Below are 16,948 nucleotides of genomic sequence, written 5' to 3'. Positions count from 1 at the left end.
AATATATATTATAATGAAGCAAGGAGCTGATAAAATATGGCATATAAATCATTATATCGCGCCTACCGTCCGCAGGTTTTTGATGATGTATCTGGACAGGAAGCGATCATTACTACATTAAAACATGCTGTTGAAGAAAATAAGATTGCCCACGCTTATCTCTTTTGTGGACCAAGAGGTACAGGGAAGACGACAGTCGCAAAGATATTTGCAAAGGCAGTTAATTGTGATCATGAACCAAAGCCATGTGGTGAATGTGAAAGCTGTAAGGCTATTGAAAATGGTACACACCCAGATGTAATTGAAATCGATGCCGCAAGTAATAATGGTGTTGAACAGGTCAGAGATTTAATTGACAAAGTTAAATATGCCCCAGTACAGGGACGTTATAAAGTTTATATTATTGATGAAGTTCATATGATGTCTTCAGGAGCTTTTAATGCCTTATTAAAGACACTTGAAGAACCTCCAGCTCATGTTATCTTCATACTAGCAACAACTGAACCACAACGTATTTTATCAACGATTATCTCTCGTTGTCAGCGTTTCGACTTTACTTCACTTACGGATGAAGAGATGATTTCACGCATGGAACATGTGATGAAGCAAGAAGGAAAGACTTATGAAGAGGGAGCTCTTGCACAAATCGCAAAACTTGCAAATGGTGGTATGCGTGATGCACTTTCAATACTTGAGCAATGTCTTGCTTATAATGATGATCATTTATCAGTTGATGATGTAAACTCCATCTATGGCATTCTTTCTATGGATGATAAACTGCGCTTTATTAAAGTTATGCTTTCACAAGATATGGAAGAGGCTTTAAAGCTTGTTGATAAAATGGACCATAATGGTACAGATATCAAACGATTAACATATGACCTTATTGATATACTTAAAGACATCATTATTTATAAGAATACCCATAATGATAGTATTCTCTTTAATCTTACAAAGAAACAGGCTGAAAGCTTAGCTCCTTATATTACAAGTGATGAAGCACTAGATTTTATTCATCTTTTTGTTGACGCCTCTGAGAAGTATGTACGAGCAGTTAACCCACATATTTATTTTGAATTAGCAGTTCTCAAGGTATGTAATCAGGACCATGATCATAAAGTTGTCAATATGCCAAAAAAACAAATAGCTCAAGTTAATGAAGACAGTCATGATGATGTGATTGATACTTTAACTACTGAAGAGATAGAACCAGTTACTGAACCTGAAGAAGTAATTGTTAAAGAGGATGTTCAGCCAATCACAAATCAAGCTGACAAACCAATGATAAATTCTATTGATGAAATTGATAGCCAGAAACCACCTGTTTTTCATTATGAAAATGAACAGGAAGATGAGACAACAGACTATTCTGATTTAGATATTCAGGTTGATATCGATGATATTATGAATATTCTCGTTCAGGCAGATAAACATGTCCTCTTAGATGTTCAGGAGAAGTGGCCTGTCATTAGAAACTATATGACACAATTAAAGGTTGCAAAGTATGCCAATATGCTGAGTGTTGGTAAGCCTGTGGCAGCCTGTAGCCAGGCGATTGTCATTGCTTATGAATTCATGCCTGATGTCAATGCAGTCAATTATTATAAGAATTATCGTGCTTTAGAATCATTGTTGGAAGAGGTATTTGGTAAAAAATATCGCTTTGTTGCAATGCAAATGGACCAGTGGTTAGAATTACGAAAACATTTTATTGTCCTAATGCGTCAACATAAACTTCCACAACCAGGACCAATTGCATTAAAGCATATTGATTCCCATAACTTAGATGACACATCCCAATTAAATGAAGCACAGAAGTTTGCTTTAGAGACATTTGGAAAAGAAATCGTTGAATTTACAGATGATGATGAATAGAAAGGAATAAAATGAATTATCCAGAATCTTTTGAAGAACTTATTGAATGTTTTAAGATGTTACCAGGTATTGGTAATAAAGGTGCAGAAAGATTAGTTTATCATGTATTAGAAATGGACAATCAATCTGTTGATCGTTTTTCTAATGCACTCGTGAATTTTAAAAAGAAAATTCATTATTGTAAGACATGCGGACATATATGTGAAGGAGATCAATGTGATATCTGTTCTGATCAAACTCGTGATCGTAGTGCTATATGTGTTGTTGAATCTCCTAGAGATGTCTTTGCGATGGAAAAGCTTAAAGAATACCATGGTCTTTATCATGTTTTGGGAGGAACTGTTTCTATCATGGATGGTAAGAGTATGGAGGATTTAAATATTCAAAGTCTTTTTGATCGTTTAAACGATGAAGTGAAAGAGGTCATCATTGCTACTAATCCAACTAGAGAAGGGGAGACAACAGCACTCTTACTTGCGAAACTTCTAAGTAAGAAGAATGTTACAGTCACAAGAATTGCTAATGGATTGCCGGTTGGAAGTTCACTTGATTATGCTGATGAACTAACATTATTGAGATCTTTTGAAGGTCGTCAAAAGCTTTAGAAGGTGTTACGACCTTCTTTTTCTTTGGCTTTATAGGTGAATTTTAGGTATAATAAGGTATGCGAGGTAGAAAATATGAAGGGAATTTTTATTACATTAGAAGGCGGAGAAGGCAGTGGTAAAACCACTATTGCGAAAATGCTTAAGGAAGCATTGGAACCCCAGAAACATGTTGTCATTACAAGAGAACCTGGTGGTGTAAAAATAGCTGAAGAAATTAGAAATGTAATTGTAGATGTTAATAATACAGAGATGGATGCACGTACAGAAGCATTACTTTATGCTGCAAGTCGAAGACAGCATCTTGTTGAAAAAGTGATGCCAGTGCTTGCTCAAGGCGGTATTGTTATTTGTGATCGTTTCATTGATTCATCACTTGTCTATCAGGGTATTGGTAGAGGATTGGGCATTGAGAATGTCTATAACATGAATCTTTTTGCGACAGAAGGTGTTATGCCTGACTTAACGCTATTCTTTGATATCAAACCTGAAGAAGCACTGAAACGTATCAATATGGATGATGAAAGAGAAGTCAATCGTTTAGATCTTGAAAGTCTTTCATTTCATCAATCAGTTTACAATGGCTATAAAAAAGTAGTGTCCATGTATCCTGATCGCATAAAAACAATTAATGCAGCACAATCTGTTGAAGAAGTGTTACAACAAGCCTTAAAGGAAATAGAGAAGGTTCTATGAAATATCAAGAAATATTAAAATCTACTCAACCTGTCTTCTATCGTATACTAACAAGAAGCTTTACTTCAGGAAATGTACCTCACGCATATCTTCTAGTGGGTAATAACACTGATGATGCTGCAACATTCATTGCTCAATCACTTGTCTGTAGAAAAGAGGTTCTAGCGTGTGAAGAATGTAATGATTGTCGTCGTATAAAAGAACGCTTATATCCTGATATGATAGTATTTGATGGAAATGAAACATCTATAAAGAAAGAAGATATAGAACATATTCAAACGGAATTCTATAAATCGTCATTCGAAAACAAAGCAAAAATCTATATTCTCAAGAGCATAGAAAATGCAAGTAATGTTGCAATGAATGCTTTGTTGAAATTCCTAGAAGAACCAGTTGAAGGTGTTTACGCCATTCTCACTACACGTAATATCAATAAAGTGCTTCCTACGATACAGTCACGATGCCAGGTCATTCACTTATTGCCAGAGTCGAAAGAGTCCATTAGACTATCGCTCATTAAAGATGGTGTGGCAAACGAAGATGCAAAAATCATGTCTCAGCTCTATACTTCTTATCAGGCAGCATCTGAAGCTAAAGATACCGAAGAGTATGCTTATGTAAAATTACAGGTGCTTAATTTTATTGAGGATTTATATGAACATCCTTATAATATAATGATTACCCAGCAAATACACATAGCGAAGGATTATAAGAATGATAAGAATGTTATAAGGCTGTATTTGAACATGCTTGTACTTGCATTGCGAGATGTGTTTCACGTGAAACATTCTGTTCCACTTACATTTGAGGAACACAAGAAGATATTTGATAAATGTCCAGATGACGTGTATATTACAAATAGAATCGATGAAGTACTTAATACACTTTATCTTATCGATACAAATGCAAATATTGGGCTATTGTTAGATGGAATGGCCTATAAAATAACGAGAGGAGAACTAATGAATGGATAGATTAGCAGCTATACGTTTTAATAATAGTGCGAAGAGCTATTATTTTTCTACAACCTTGGATCTCATCAAGGGTGATAAAGTTGTAGTAGAAACAATTAGAGGATTAGAATTAGGCGAAGTTATAGCTGATCTTAAAGATATGTCTGAATTCAATCTGAATACAGAATTAAAAGAAGTTAAGAGAAGAGCTAATAGAGCGGATTTAGAAGTCTATGAAATAAATAAAATAAAGGCGGAAAAATCATTCCAAATCTGTAAAGAAATTGTCAGTGAAAGTGGACTAGATATGCGCATGATTAGTTGTGAGTATACTTTAGATGCTTCAAAAGTTATTTTTATGTATACGGCTGACGAAAGAGTAGACTTTAGAGAGTTGTTGAAAAAATTAGCGGCTGTATTCAAGTGTCGAATTGAGCTTAGACAAATCGGGCCAAGAGATAAAGCAAAGGTTATTGGTGGGTTAGGAACTTGTGGCTTACCATTATGTTGTAATTCATTTCTTGGTGAGTTTGATGGTGTATCTATTAATATGGCAAAGAATCAGCTTTTAGCTATTAACATAGATAAGATTTCAGGTGCTTGTGGGAGATTACTCTGTTGCTTAAAATATGAAGATGAAGCCTATACAGAGTTAAAGAAAAAGTTCCCAAAGATTGGGTCAAGAGTTAATTATGATGGCAAGAGTGTTAAGGTTGTTGGCTTAAATGTCATAAGTGATTTAGTTAAGATTGATGATAATGGTAACATTTCATTTATTGGCTTGGATGAAATTGAAAAAGAAGCAAAGCCTCATAACAATGAAAATAGACATAAGAAGGAAGAAAGAGAATTTAATAAGAAACCTCGTAATAAAGATGCATTAAAGCGAACAGAACAGCCTTTAGAATCACAATCAAAGAAAACTGCATCAACAACAAAACAAAATCCTTCTCATCGTCCACATCACAACAACCACAAAAAACATCATCCAAAAGGTAATAACACAAATGGAAGAAATTAATTATCTTTTAGGCTTTAAGAATATGCATATCATTCAAAGAACTGATATGTTTACATTTTCTCTCGATACAGTATTGCTAGCTAATTTTTGTTCTATTACAAAGGATGTAAAAGAAATAGTAGATTTTGGTACAAATAACGCTGCTATTCCACTTTTATTATCAAGAAGAACAAAAAAGCATATAACTGGAATAGAAATTCAAAAAGAAGCTGTTGAGGTAGCTAAAAAAAGTGTAGCTATCAATAAATTAGAAAACCAGATTTCAATTGTACATGCCGATATAAAAGACTATGCTGAAAATCATAAATCTAGTGTAAAGATGATTGTATGTAACCCACCATTCTTTAAAGTAGATGAGGAAAGCAATGTAAATGATAATGAATATTTACGTATAGCAAGACATGAGATTGCGATCAATCTTGAAGGTATTATCAAAGCAGCGAGTCAGATGTTGTCTTTTGGTGGTAAATTTGCAATGGTACATCGACCTGATCGTATGATTGAAATATTGGATTTCATGAAAAAATATGATTTAGAGCCTAAACGAATAAGATTTGTTTATCCAAAGCCACACAAAGACGCTAATGTTTTCTTAATAGAGAGTGTTTATAAAGGTAATACAGGGCTTAAGATAGAACAGCCACTATATGCTCATAATGAAGATGGAAGTTATACTGATGAAGTAATGAAGTATTTAGGAGATCAAGATGATTAGACAAAAGAGTTTTGAAAATAACATGCCAACGCTATACCTTGTTCCAACACCCATTGGTAATCTATCAGAATTTAGTGAACGTGCTATACAGGTATTGAAAGATGTTGACTATATTGCTGCTGAAGATACAAGAAATACCATAAAACTACTTAATCATTTCGAAATACATACGCCAATGATTTCCCATCATGAGCATAATACCAATGTTGCTATCCCTAAAATAATTAATATGTTGAAAGATGGACATAACGTTGCATTAGTGAGTGATGCTGGTTATCCAGCTATCAGTGACCCTGGTGCTGAACTGGTCAAAGCAGTGATAGATGAAGGGTATAAGGTAGTACCAATATCTGGCTGTAATGCTGCTCTTGATGCATTAGTAGTTTCAGGTATTACACCTCAGCCGTTTGTTTTTTATGGTTTCTTAGCACATGATGACAAGACCAAAAAGAAGGAACTTGAAGCTAATAAAAACATTACTATGACGACAATCTACTATGAAGCACCTCATCGTATAAAAAAGACATTATCACTCATGTTACAAATATTTGGTGATCGTAATATAGCATTATGCCGTGAACTTACAAAAAAACATGAAGAAATCATTAGGGGACATATTAGTGAAATACTTGATATTGTTAATGAACTTAAGGGTGAAATGGTTGTTGTAGTTGAAGGCGGCACAAAAATCGAGGATGAAGTTGTCTTTGAGCAATCTATTACTGAACATGTTAATGAATATATTGCTAAGGGCATGTCAACAAAGGATGCTATCAAAGAAGTAGCAAAAATTAGAAAAGTAGGTAAGAACGAAGTCTATGCAGAGTATCATAAAAAATGATGCTCTTTTTTGTTTCACGTGAAACAATGAAATATAATAAATATGTTATAGAGTTCAATTGTAGAAATTAGGCACTATAAAAATGACCTGTATTTGAAAGATACTGAAAGATTTACTTGCTTTCTTAGTCAAAGAAAAAGGATGAATTTTCAGGCTCATAATAACAACCAGCCATTTCATATGCATATAGAAGTACTAAGGCCATTAATGTAGACTAAGTATAGTAATCATTAGAGATAATGATATTTCATTTAAATTCAATCATTTAAAAATAATAATCAAATTCATTTAGGTTATCTAATTAAACAATCATTTCTGCTTATATAAAAAGATTAACTTTATTGAAGAAATAAATATTGTAAAGTTATAATTCTTAAAAGAATTCTTTCAAGCAATAGGAGGTGAAATTAACACAATTAATAATACGAAAGCCTAAATGAAGTATAAAAATGTCTTTAAATGATATGATGGACAAAGAATAAGAAAAATGCACCTTCTCATTAGATTGACATGATAAATTTCAATAGTCATAGATATATGAGACGTTCCTACTTCTTATAATTGGATAATATTGATACTTATTAACAGATAAATTTGAATAAGATATAAGAGATATGTATGAGTGGGTAGAGCAATACAAAGTATAAAAAAACTGCAAAGATAAGCAATACTACTTATTTTGCAGTTTAATCGAATTCTGTATATAAAATTTAACAAATAGCTGTAAAAAATTAGTCTAGAACGAATTCATAACCAATTCTTGGATCACCATTTGCAAGATAGATTCTGCCACATTGTTTAAATCCATTTTTCGCTAGGAATCTTTGCATAGAAAGGTTATCATCATGAGTATCCATTCTGATAGAATGAATATGTTCTTTATGGCAAATGTCAATGAAATAATTAATGAACATTGCAGCTAAACCTCTACCTTTATAGACGTCTGAGATAACAACGCGATGAATAACAAAATATTGTTCGCTTTTTGTTAGCCACTGACCATTTTCAATATAGTCATAGTTAGCTTCATGCTCATATGCACCATAACAGTAACCAATTACATGATTTTCATCACAAAGAACAAATCCTTTCTCTTGTTCAATGTCATGCATTAAGCTCTCTTTGTTAGGATAGCCATCTTGCCATTGATTAATATCATTTGCTTTAAAATAAGCTTTTGCTGCATCAACAAGCTGAAGTGCTTGATCGATATCTTCCATTTTTGCCTTTCTAATGTCCATATATTCAAATTCTCCTTTTCATTCTTAACTGTAACTAGTATATATGTTAAATTTAAGGTTGTAAAATATTTAGAGGTAGGTGATATGTCATGACATATTATGCAGTTAATTTAATTGTTTATATTATTTCCATTTTTCTAGCCATGATTGCATTGAATTGTTTTCATTTTGATCGTTTTTTAAGAAAAGGAAAACAGAAAGAATTCTATCTATTTTATATAATGGCATCTTGTGTATTTGGGTATTTATTTGCCCAATTTATTTTGAGTTTTGGTACCTTCAGTAGTCATTTGTAACAAGCAAATAATTTGCTTGATTTACAAAAAACATAAGGGTACAATAAGAATGCATTATAGGAGGAAAAAAAGATGAAATTATCAAAAGAAATCGGTATTGACCTTGGTACTGCAAACATCCTAATTTATGTAAAAGGTGAAGGAATTGTAGTTAATGAACCAAGCGTAGTCACAATCAATACTGAGACTAATAGACCGGTTGCTGTTGGTGAAGAAGCACGTGAAATGCTCGGTAAAACTCCTGGTAAGCTTCAAGCCATTCGTCCTTTGAAGGATGGTGTTATTGCAGATTTCCAGATTACTGAAATTATGCTGACTCACTTTATCAATAAATTAAATTTAAAAGGTATCTTCTCAAGACCAACAATCTTGATTTGCTGTCCATCAAATATCACTTCAATTGAAAAGAGTGCCATCCAGGACGTAGCTTTAAGATGTGGAGCAAAGAAAGTATATATCGAAGAAGAACCAAAAGTTGCTGCTATTGGAGCTGGCTTAGATATTTCTAAACCATCTGGTAATATGGTTATTGATATTGGTGGTGGTACTACTGATATCGCAGTATTATCATTAGGTGATATTGTTACATCACAGTCATTAAAGATTGCTGGTGACAAGATGGACCAGGATATTATTAAGTATGTAAAAGATAAGTATAAGTTATTAATCGGTGAATCTACTGCTGAAGAAATCAAGGTTAATATTGGATGTGCTGTAGATGCTGATGAATCTAATACTTTCGAAGTTCGCGGTAGAGACTTAGTTACTGGTTTACCTAAGACAATCACAATGAATGAAACTGAAACACAGGAAGCATTAAAGGAAACTTGTGAAACAATCTTAATCTCATCTAAACAGGTTCTTGAACAGACACCTCCAGAATTATCAGCTGATATCGTCAACAAGGGTATCTTCTTAACTGGTGGTGGAGCATTATTAAAGAACTTAGATAAGTTCATGGAAAGACGTTTATTAGTACCTGTATTTGTAGCTGATGAACCTCTTGATTGTGTCGCTGAAGGTTGCGGCGTAATGCTTGAAAACACAGAATACTTACAGTAATATAAAAGATGACTTTCGGGTCATCTTTTTGTTTATTTTCATTTTAGGAGATTATTATGAGCGCAATATTTTTTGATATAGATGGAACGATTTTTGATGGCACAAAGATTCATCAAGAAGTCATAGATGCAATTAAAGAAACACAAAAAAGAGGACATTATTGCTTTATTGCCAGTGGAAGACCAATTAGCTTTTTGAATCAGGATGTTCTAGATATTAGCTTTGATGGATATATACTTGCGAATGGCGCAACGGTAGTTTTCGAAGATAAAATGATAACCAATAAGTATTTGCCTATAGATCCAGTTAAACAACTTCTTCACTATTGTGATTCACATCATATTGAATATATCTTATTGACTGAAAATGAAGGTTATTTACGTAAGGACTGTTCTTACTTACGTAAATTTTATCCGATGGCTCATGTTGATCCTACACACTTCATAACTGATTTTCATAATGAAGATGTCATTGATCATATCGTTAAGATTGAACTACATCCAGAATCAGAAGAGCAATACAAAACCTTTGTAGAAATATTAGGTGATGAATTTTTCATAATGTTGCCTAGTGGAAGTGGTGTAGCAGAGATTTCAAGAAGAGATGTAAATAAGGGGACTGCTATTAAAAATGTAATACAGTATTTGCATTTATCATTAAATGACAGTTATGCATTTGGTGATGGAGCAAATGATATTGGAATGTTTGAAGCAGTTGCTCATCCAATAGCAATGAAAAATGCTAGTGAAGATTTAAAGAGACAAGCTGAATTTATTTGTGAATCTGTTTATGATAATGGTGTTGCGAAAGAACTAAAGCGTCTGTTTTTATTAGATTGAAGATAGACAGTTTTAATGATATTATCATAGAGTACTGGAGGTAATAGCAATGTTTAGAATGATTCTAGTTCCAGAGGATGATTATAAAACATTACAGGATCGATTAAATAAAATAGGTGAGAAGGGATATATGCTGGAAGATATCTACTTCACACGTCTATTTAAATTTTCCAAGACAGATAAACCTGTTCATTATTTAGTTGATTTTAATTTAGAAGAGTTTAAGAAAAAAACACCTTATAGCATGCCGAAAAATTCAGAAATAAAGAAATATAGAAAGAATGGATGGGACTATAAAAATCACTTCCTCAAGTTCAACATCTTTACAACAACGAAAGATCGTCCTTTAGAAAGAGAAAAACAAGCAAAGAAAGATGAAGCCATTAAAACAATCTTTTCTAAAAGATATAGGAATAATGTGATTGCCTGGGCGATGATGTTTGGCTTTATTCTCTTTTCGTTCTTTATGTTTAAGCTTAGTAAGGCGGATATGATTATTGTCGTAAGCTTTGCTTCAATCTTTGCGTTATTATCTTTATTCAATTGGATACATGTTACACGTGAAACAAAGAATACTCTATATTACCCAATATGTGTATTAGCAGGGATAATCACTTGGTTTGCAATAGCCATATCATTATATTTCATAAAATAGTGAAAAGATGCTCAAACGAGCATCTTTTTAATTACTTTAACATTTTAAAATAAGCACCAGGCTGAATATAATCAAGAAGCATGAGTTCTTCTTCCTTCACATGACCAACACAATTCCGTTCACCATCATTAGGAATGTCTCTCAAAGCTATTTCAAGCTCACCACGATAGTGAGCAAGATTGTCATTGACAATAAGAATATCACCTTTCTTAAAATGATCCTGCTTATAGGGAACAGGTGGTATAGAAGTATCTTTGTAGAGAAGGCGGACCATAGAGCTTCTTAGAAAATAGGATGAATGATCATGACGATCCCAATGTGGAGCGTAGTCATAAACAATAGCACGATCAATATCCGTCATACTTTCTTCTTCATCAATTTTTAAACTTATACAATGCATCTCTACTTCAGATAAAGCTTTCAGTTCTTCTTCTGTTGCAAAGGCATTACCGATGATAATATCATCTACTAGTCCAGTTGCAAGATAGTATCTTGCTTGTAAATCAATTGGTAGACCACGCATTATTTCGACAGTAGGTAGACCACAAAAAACATTCCAAGGACCATGTGTTTTTACAGCATTGGAACTAACAAAAGCAGCAGTTGTCAAGTTGTATGATTTCCAATGTTTATTGAGCTTGTTGAACAGATCCCAATCTAATCCAGAATAGCGTTCAGGATAAAAATTATGGCAAATAGTCATTTGTTCGCGATTGGCACCATGTTCGACCATTAATCCTGCACCTTGATCAACAGAACCATTGAATTCAATTTTGATATGATAGGGGTTGTGTGTGATTTCGATATCTTGCGCTGTTCCAAATGAACCATCAAGGCGAAGTATATCAACACCCATTTTTGCAAAAGGTTCTAAGTTATTATATGAAGCATTGAGCTTCTTAAAAACTTCAGGGTTTGTGTCAACAGCAACTTCAAAGCCAAGTTGATGAGCTTGATTCATAAATTCAGTAAAATCTTGCATCATTTCATCAGCTGATTTCGTAACAGAAAGTAAACATGTAAAAATTCTAGTAAAGCCATAGTGAGATGCTAATGTGAGATAGTTATAAATTTCTTCTTTTGAAGACTTTTCTGGATAAACGGAAATACCTAGTCTATGCATTTTTTTCCTCCTATATATATCTAAATTATAACATTGAGGTGATTATGCTCAATAGAATAGAAGTACCATTTTCATAATAAATATATTATAATGATGTCATTAAAGGAGCTATTTACATGTCTATACATACAATATTATCATTTCTAGTGACCTTTATCATTTCGGCACTTCTAGTCCCGTTAGTTGGAAAGGTTACAAGAAACATGGGAATTATTGCTCACGAGAATAAACGAACCATACATCATGGTATTATTCCTCGAACTGGAGGCTATGCCATTTACATAGCTTTTCTTATTGGAGCAATGATCTTTTTAAAGACGGATGTTCAGATTAATTCCGTACTTATTGGTGGATTCATTATCTTCTTGGTAGGCTTTTATGATGATATTCATGAACTACCGCCAAAAGCAAAGGTAGCTGGGCAAGTCTTAGCAGCATTAGTGGTTATTCTCTATGGTGGTATATCACTCAAAGACTTCATGATACCTAATGTTCCAACAAATATCTCAACAGTCCTTGCAATTATTATTACAATAGGATGGATTATTGGAATAACAAACGCTGTTAACTTAATTGATGGTTTGGATGGATTATGTGCTGGTATATCAATTATAGTACTTGTGACAATTACCTTTACTTCAATCAGTACGGGGCGAAGTGATATTGCTTCATTAAGTATGCTTTTAGCTGGTAGTATAACAGGCTTTCTTCTTTATAACTTTCATCCAGCAAAGATCTTTATGGGGGATTGTGGAGCACTCTTTATTGGCTTCATGATTTCCGTTATTTCTTTACTTGGCTTTGGCTATAAGGGATCAACATTCTTTACATTAGGTGCACCAATAGTTGTATTAGCAGTACCAATTATGGATACGCTTATAGCAATTATAAGAAGAAAAGTTCATCATAAACGCTTTGATGAAGCAGACCGTGGGCATTTACATCATAAGCTCATGTTCTCCTTAGAATTAGGACAAACAAAATCTGTACTTATTCTCTATGCAGCAACAGCACTTTTCTCCTTATGCTCATACTTGAATATTAATCATCCTGATTATGCAAGAATTCTCTTTATTACTTTATTGATCGTCTTTGAAATCTTTGTAGAATATACCAATATGATTTCAAGAAAATATAAACCATTGTTGACTATTATTAATATTTTCTTACATCGTGATGATTTACCAAAGATTAAAGAAAGTGAGCCATATCGCAAGATTGTAAGAAATCTAAGAGGGAAGCTGAAATATTTATTATTAGTTGTCGCTGTTGTAATCGCAAGTTATTACGGTTATCAATATTACCATAGAGATACAGGTCCAAAGATCAAACCAATTACATATGTCGAAGTGACTGATGGCACGGAATTAATGAAAACAATCTACAAAGATATCGAAAGTACGCGTGATCGAACAGCTCTTCGTGAATATGTTGCAGCATACTTTGCAGCGGATTTCTATTCTCTTAAAAACAAGGAAAAAGATGAAATTGGTGGAATAAACTATTTCTATCAAGACAAGTTATCCGATTTCCAGGATTATGCAAAAAAGGATTATTATGCTACAGTCAATAAATTAATAATTGATGGCAAGAATACAGATAATATTGTTGCTTATGAAGTACTCTCAAATACTGAGAGTGAAACAAAGCTAGCTGGCTTAGAAGACTATAATTATTATGATGTCATTTTACATTTAAAATTTAATCATAAGAGTCAAATACTGGATACAAAAGATATGAGTGTGACAGTAAGATTGATTGATAAGAATCATAAATATTATGTTGTGTCATATAGTTATAATGGACCATATGTAAAAACAAATGATGATTAGGGAGATAGGTTTCTATCTTCCTTTTTTGTACATGAATTAGCTATAATAATAACGGTGATTATAATGAATTATAAAATAGGTGAAGTTTCAAAGATGTTTAATATCTCAAAAGAGATGTTACGTTATTATGAGAAGAAGGGCGTATTGCATCCTAAGCGTATTGATGAGAATAATTATCGTGTTTATGATGAGATGGATATCTTCTTGCTTTTTGAAATTGTTCAATATCAAGCTATGAATTTCCATGTTGCCGATATTGCAGAAATGCTTTCAAATAATTATATGGAAAACTATGCTGGATATCTTGAAAAATATGAAAGTAGTCTTAGAAAAGAGATTGCATATAAAATGATCCTGGAAAGACATATTCATGAGCTAACACAAAGAGCACAAAGTGCAAGATATAATATTGGTCATTACTATTTCCGTAAAATAAATCATTACAAATTAATTTCTATTTGTCATAGTCATCATGAACAATATAGTCGTATAGCGTTTGATCAGGAAACATCACAAATGCTTAACAGCAATAATCATATGGCCTTTGCAGAATCTCTCTGTTTATTTAAAGAGAACCAAGAGAATTGGTATTTTGGCTTTGATCAACAAGATATTAAAGACTTAGATATACAATATAATCAGTTTAAGGAATTAAAGGGTGGTTTATGTATATGCACAACAATAGATATGGGAGCAATTGGTTCATTTAGCTCTGCATCACTTTCTTCTATTATGAAATATGTGGAAGAAAACCACTATATTATTAATGGAGAGGTGCGTGGAGTAATAATTGGGCGTGGTTATGAGGCAGGAAAGTTTAGTAGAGTAATGGAAATACAAATACCTGTAGAACAGTAAACCCTCAAATACTTTCATACTTTTTTATCCAAATAATTCAAGAATTAGGAATATTTCACAAGAATACATGTGAAAAATCTCTCTTGACCTTCATAATATTTCATACCTTATACTTAAGATGTGAAATGTGGAGGAAAAGATATGTTTACAAAATTATTTACACCAATGAATATTGGTGATGTTGAAATCCCAAATAGACTTGTTGTACCAGCAATGGTCACAAACTACTGTACACCTAATGGCTTTTTAACAGAACGTTATATGGAATATATGGAAGAGAAAGCAAGAGGTGGTTGGGGATTATTAATCACTGAAGATTATGCTGTATGTGAACATGGTAAAGGATATGAAAGAATACCAGGTTTATGGAAGGATGAGCATGTTGAATTAAATAAAGAACTTACAAAACGTGTTCATAAACATGGTTCAATAATTTTCTGTCAGATGTATCATCCAGGAAGACAATCTAATCATAATATCAATGGGAATGTCATGCCTTTAGCTCCTTCAGGTACTAAAGATCCAATGTGTATGGATTTAGCAAGAGAAATGACTATTGAAGAAATCCATCAATTAGTAAAAGATTTTGCTATGGCTGCAAAGCGTTGTAAAGAAGCAGGTTTTGATGGTATCGAACTTCATTGTGCTCATGGCTATTTACTTGCGGAATTCTTATCTCCTTATGTCAATAAGAGAACGGATGAATATGGTGGATGCTTTGATAATAGAGTACGTATTGTTGAAGAAATTCTCAAAGCAATGCGTGAACAAGTTGGTGATTTCCCTATTCAAGTACGTATTTCAGGTAATGAATATGTCCAGGGGGGACGTACTGAAGCTGAAACATATCAGCTTGCCAGACGTCTAGAACAAATAGGATTTGACGCAATTCATGTATCGAATGGTGTCTATGCAGCAAGAGCAGTGAGACAAATTATTGCTCCTATGTTTACTGAACATGCACTTAATATGGAAACCGCTATGAATGTCAAGAAAGTTGTCAACATTCCTGTCATTCTCGCCAATAGAATTAATGAACCAGGTATGGCTGATATTCTACTTGATATGGAAAAGTGTGACTTTATTGCGATGGGTAGAGGTTCTTTAGCAGACCCATATCTTCCTAAGAAAGCCAAAGAAGGAAAGTTTGATCAGATTAATTACTGCATTGGCTGCTTACAGGGATGTGAATGGCCATTACTTAAAAATGAATCTGTGACATGTCTTGTCAATCCTAGAGTAGGAAGAGAATATGAATGTGATCTTACTCCTACAAATCAGCCTAAGAAGGTTATGGTTATTGGCGGTGGACCAGCAGGTTTGATGGCTGCAAGAACAGCTGCCATTAAAGGTCATCAAGTAGAACTCTTTGAAGCAAAGGATAGTCTTGGTGGTCAATTTAAATCAGCTGCTTATCCAATTGGAAAAGGTGAACTCTCTACAATGACATCCTCATATCGTGCTAATTTAGAAGCTCTCAATGTTCCTGTTCATCTCAATACAGAAGTAACAGAAGAACTTATTCAAGAAGTAAAACCTGATGCCATTATTGTAGCTACTGGTGCTAAACCATTAACACCACCAATTAAAGGCATGGATTTAGATCAAGTAGTCTATGCAGAAGATATATTACTTGGACATGTCGATATCGCGAATGGTCCTGTTGTTGTATGTGGTGGTGGTGAAGTTGGTGGTGAAACTGCTCATTATATGCAGGAAAAGAATCATCAAGTTACAATCGTTGAAATGCAGCAGGATATTCTTAATGATATGATGCCAATGACAAGAGAATGTCTCATGAATATGCTTCATGAATCAGGCGTTCAAGTACATACAAATTTCAAAGTCAAAGAAATTACAAGTGATGGTGTCGTAGGCGAAGATGCAAATGGTCATACAGCAACATTACCAGCTGTGCAGGTCGTCTCAGCATTTGGATATAAGGCTTATAACCCTCTTGAAGACATTGCGAAAGCTAACTGTAAAGAAGTATATGTCGTTGGTGGTGCTATTAAGGCAGGTAATGCCATAACTGCAACAAGAGAAGGAATGGAAGCAGCACTTAAGCTTTAAATTATTCAACAACTATTAGTGAAATAACTGATAGTTGTTTTTTTTGACTCTTCTGCACTATGTGTGGGTAGATTGTTATAAAAAATGATGAATATCTCCTTTAGTTATCGGTGATTATTGAAGGATTTGATAAATAAAAAACCATATGGTATTTTCTATAGCGTCCAAACTTAGAAAGGAATACCATATGGCACTTAAAAAATTACTAAAATCTATCCTCAATGTCAATTGTATCAAGATCAAAAATGTGGAGTTTGATCGAA

At 33.4% G+C, this 16,948-nt stretch carries 16 protein-coding genes; 14 read left to right on the top strand and 2 right to left on the bottom strand.

The genetic code is table 11. The annotated features are described in order from the left end of the window. The first annotated feature begins 36 nt into the window (after positions 1–36). From dnaX to rsmI, 7 genes are all read left to right on the top strand, one after another. Positions 37–1,875, top strand: a complete 1,839-nt coding sequence (gene dnaX, locus T529_RS0101605; RefSeq protein WP_033161870.1) for a DNA polymerase III subunit gamma/tau — start codon at positions 37–39, stop codon at positions 1,873–1,875. Between the two features lie 11 nt (positions 1,876–1,886). Continuing rightward, positions 1,887–2,480 (top strand): recombination mediator RecR, encoded by a 594-nt coding sequence (gene recR, locus T529_RS0101600; RefSeq protein ID WP_033161869.1) that lies wholly within the window; start codon positions 1,887–1,889, stop codon positions 2,478–2,480. A 75-nt stretch (positions 2,481–2,555) separates the two neighbouring features. Further along, positions 2,556–3,176 carry a dTMP kinase gene (gene tmk, locus T529_RS0101595; protein WP_033161868.1) on the top strand — a complete coding sequence of 207 codons (621 nt, stop codon included), beginning with the start codon at positions 2,556–2,558 and terminating at the stop codon, positions 3,174–3,176. Then, positions 3,173–4,150 (top strand): hypothetical protein, encoded by a 978-nt coding sequence (locus T529_RS0101590; protein ID WP_033161867.1) that lies wholly within the window; start codon positions 3,173–3,175, stop codon positions 4,148–4,150. Before tmk ends, T529_RS0101590 begins: the two co-directional genes overlap by 4 nt. Then, on the top strand, positions 4,143–5,150 hold the full coding sequence (locus T529_RS0101585; RefSeq protein WP_074781716.1) for a PSP1 domain-containing protein: 1,008 nt from the start codon (positions 4,143–4,145) through the stop codon (positions 5,148–5,150). The genes T529_RS0101590 and T529_RS0101585 overlap by 8 nt, the downstream gene beginning before the upstream one ends. Further along, positions 5,137–5,865, top strand: a complete 729-nt coding sequence (locus T529_RS0101580; RefSeq protein ID WP_033161866.1) for a tRNA1(Val) (adenine(37)-N6)-methyltransferase — start codon at positions 5,137–5,139, stop codon at positions 5,863–5,865. Before T529_RS0101585 ends, T529_RS0101580 begins: the two co-directional genes overlap by 14 nt. Next, complete coding sequence (gene rsmI, locus T529_RS0101575) at positions 5,858–6,706, top strand: 16S rRNA (cytidine(1402)-2'-O)-methyltransferase (protein ID WP_033161865.1); 849 nt, start codon at positions 5,858–5,860, stop codon at positions 6,704–6,706. The genes T529_RS0101580 and rsmI overlap by 8 nt, the downstream gene beginning before the upstream one ends. Before the next feature lie 731 nt (positions 6,707–7,437). Here the strand turns inward: rsmI and T529_RS0101570 are convergent. Then, entirely contained in the window at positions 7,438–7,947 is a 510-nt protein-coding gene (locus T529_RS0101570) for a GNAT family N-acetyltransferase (RefSeq protein ID WP_033161864.1), read from the bottom strand. Positions 7,948–8,036: 89 nt separating this feature from the next. Here T529_RS0101570 and T529_RS0101565 point away from each other — a divergent pair, with 89 nt between their 5' ends. The 4 genes from T529_RS0101565 to T529_RS0101550 all read left to right on the top strand — a co-directional run bounded on the left by T529_RS0101565 (position 8,037) and on the right by T529_RS0101550 (position 10,799). Then, on the top strand, positions 8,037–8,243 hold the full coding sequence (locus T529_RS0101565) for a DUF1146 domain-containing protein (protein WP_033161863.1): 207 nt from the start codon (positions 8,037–8,039) through the stop codon (positions 8,241–8,243). 72 nt (positions 8,244–8,315) lie between these two features. Further along, a complete protein-coding gene (gene mreB, locus T529_RS0101560) occupies positions 8,316–9,305 on the top strand; it encodes a rod shape-determining protein (protein ID WP_033161862.1) in 990 nt (329 codons plus the stop codon). 56 nt (positions 9,306–9,361) lie between these two features. Continuing rightward, the gene (locus T529_RS0101555) at positions 9,362–10,144 is read left to right on the top strand and encodes a Cof-type HAD-IIB family hydrolase (RefSeq protein ID WP_033161861.1); all 783 of its coding nucleotides are present in this window, start codon (positions 9,362–9,364) and stop codon (positions 10,142–10,144) included. 49 nt (positions 10,145–10,193) lie between these two features. Next, entirely contained in the window at positions 10,194–10,799 is a 606-nt protein-coding gene (locus T529_RS0101550) for a DUF2812 domain-containing protein (protein WP_033161860.1), read from the top strand. Between the two features lie 31 nt (positions 10,800–10,830). Here T529_RS0101550 and T529_RS0101545 read toward each other — a convergent pair whose 3' ends face one another. Further along, positions 10,831–11,922 (bottom strand): DUF871 domain-containing protein, encoded by a 1,092-nt coding sequence (locus T529_RS0101545; RefSeq protein WP_033161859.1) that lies wholly within the window; start codon positions 11,920–11,922, stop codon positions 10,831–10,833. A 203-nt stretch (positions 11,923–12,125) separates the two neighbouring features. On the opposite strand from T529_RS0101545, the gene T529_RS0101540 reads away from it, so the two are divergent. From T529_RS0101540 to T529_RS0101530, 3 genes are all read left to right on the top strand, one after another. Then, entirely contained in the window at positions 12,126–13,754 is a 1,629-nt protein-coding gene (locus tag T529_RS0101540) for an MraY family glycosyltransferase (protein ID WP_238560765.1), read from the top strand. A 63-nt stretch (positions 13,755–13,817) separates the two neighbouring features. Further along, complete coding sequence (locus T529_RS0101535; protein ID WP_033161857.1) at positions 13,818–14,612, top strand: MerR family transcriptional regulator; 795 nt, start codon at positions 13,818–13,820, stop codon at positions 14,610–14,612. Between the two features lie 141 nt (positions 14,613–14,753). Continuing rightward, positions 14,754–16,685, top strand: a complete 1,932-nt coding sequence (locus tag T529_RS0101530; protein WP_033161856.1) for an oxidoreductase — start codon at positions 14,754–14,756, stop codon at positions 16,683–16,685. The last annotated feature ends 263 nt before the right edge of the window (positions 16,686–16,948 follow it).

This window comes from Sharpea azabuensis DSM 18934, from assembly GCF_000702165.1.
GTDB classification, from domain to species: domain Bacteria; phylum Bacillota_I; class Bacilli_A; order Erysipelotrichales; family Coprobacillaceae; genus Sharpea; species Sharpea azabuensis.
This window is presented reverse-complemented; position numbering and strand designations above follow the sequence as displayed.

What these genes read in the sequence shown, in the direction of transcription:
- dnaX (WP_033161870.1), top strand. Translation starts at nt 37, where the DNA reads ATGGCATATAAATCATTATATCGCGCCTACCGTCCGCAGGTTTTTGAT.
- recR (WP_033161869.1), top strand. Translation starts at nt 1,887, where the DNA reads ATGAATTATCCAGAATCTTTTGAAGAACTTATTGAATGTTTTAAGATG.
- tmk (WP_033161868.1), top strand. Translation starts at nt 2,556, where the DNA reads ATGAAGGGAATTTTTATTACATTAGAAGGCGGAGAAGGCAGTGGTAAA.
- T529_RS0101590 (WP_033161867.1), top strand. Translation starts at nt 3,173, where the DNA reads ATGAAATATCAAGAAATATTAAAATCTACTCAACCTGTCTTCTATCGT.
- T529_RS0101585 (WP_074781716.1), top strand. Translation starts at nt 4,143, where the DNA reads ATGGATAGATTAGCAGCTATACGTTTTAATAATAGTGCGAAGAGCTAT.
- T529_RS0101580 (WP_033161866.1), top strand. Translation starts at nt 5,137, where the DNA reads ATGGAAGAAATTAATTATCTTTTAGGCTTTAAGAATATGCATATCATT.
- rsmI (WP_033161865.1), top strand. Translation starts at nt 5,858, where the DNA reads ATGATTAGACAAAAGAGTTTTGAAAATAACATGCCAACGCTATACCTT.
- T529_RS0101570 (WP_033161864.1), bottom strand. Translation starts at nt 7,947, where the DNA reads ATGGACATTAGAAAGGCAAAAATGGAAGATATCGATCAAGCACTTCAG.
- T529_RS0101565 (WP_033161863.1), top strand. Translation starts at nt 8,037, where the DNA reads ATGACATATTATGCAGTTAATTTAATTGTTTATATTATTTCCATTTTT.
- mreB (WP_033161862.1), top strand. Translation starts at nt 8,316, where the DNA reads ATGAAATTATCAAAAGAAATCGGTATTGACCTTGGTACTGCAAACATC.
- T529_RS0101555 (WP_033161861.1), top strand. Translation starts at nt 9,362, where the DNA reads ATGAGCGCAATATTTTTTGATATAGATGGAACGATTTTTGATGGCACA.
- T529_RS0101550 (WP_033161860.1), top strand. Translation starts at nt 10,194, where the DNA reads ATGTTTAGAATGATTCTAGTTCCAGAGGATGATTATAAAACATTACAG.
- T529_RS0101545 (WP_033161859.1), bottom strand. Translation starts at nt 11,922, where the DNA reads ATGCATAGACTAGGTATTTCCGTTTATCCAGAAAAGTCTTCAAAAGAA.
- T529_RS0101540 (WP_238560765.1), top strand. Translation starts at nt 12,126, where the DNA reads ATGGGAATTATTGCTCACGAGAATAAACGAACCATACATCATGGTATT.
- T529_RS0101535 (WP_033161857.1), top strand. Translation starts at nt 13,818, where the DNA reads ATGAATTATAAAATAGGTGAAGTTTCAAAGATGTTTAATATCTCAAAA.
- T529_RS0101530 (WP_033161856.1), top strand. Translation starts at nt 14,754, where the DNA reads ATGTTTACAAAATTATTTACACCAATGAATATTGGTGATGTTGAAATC.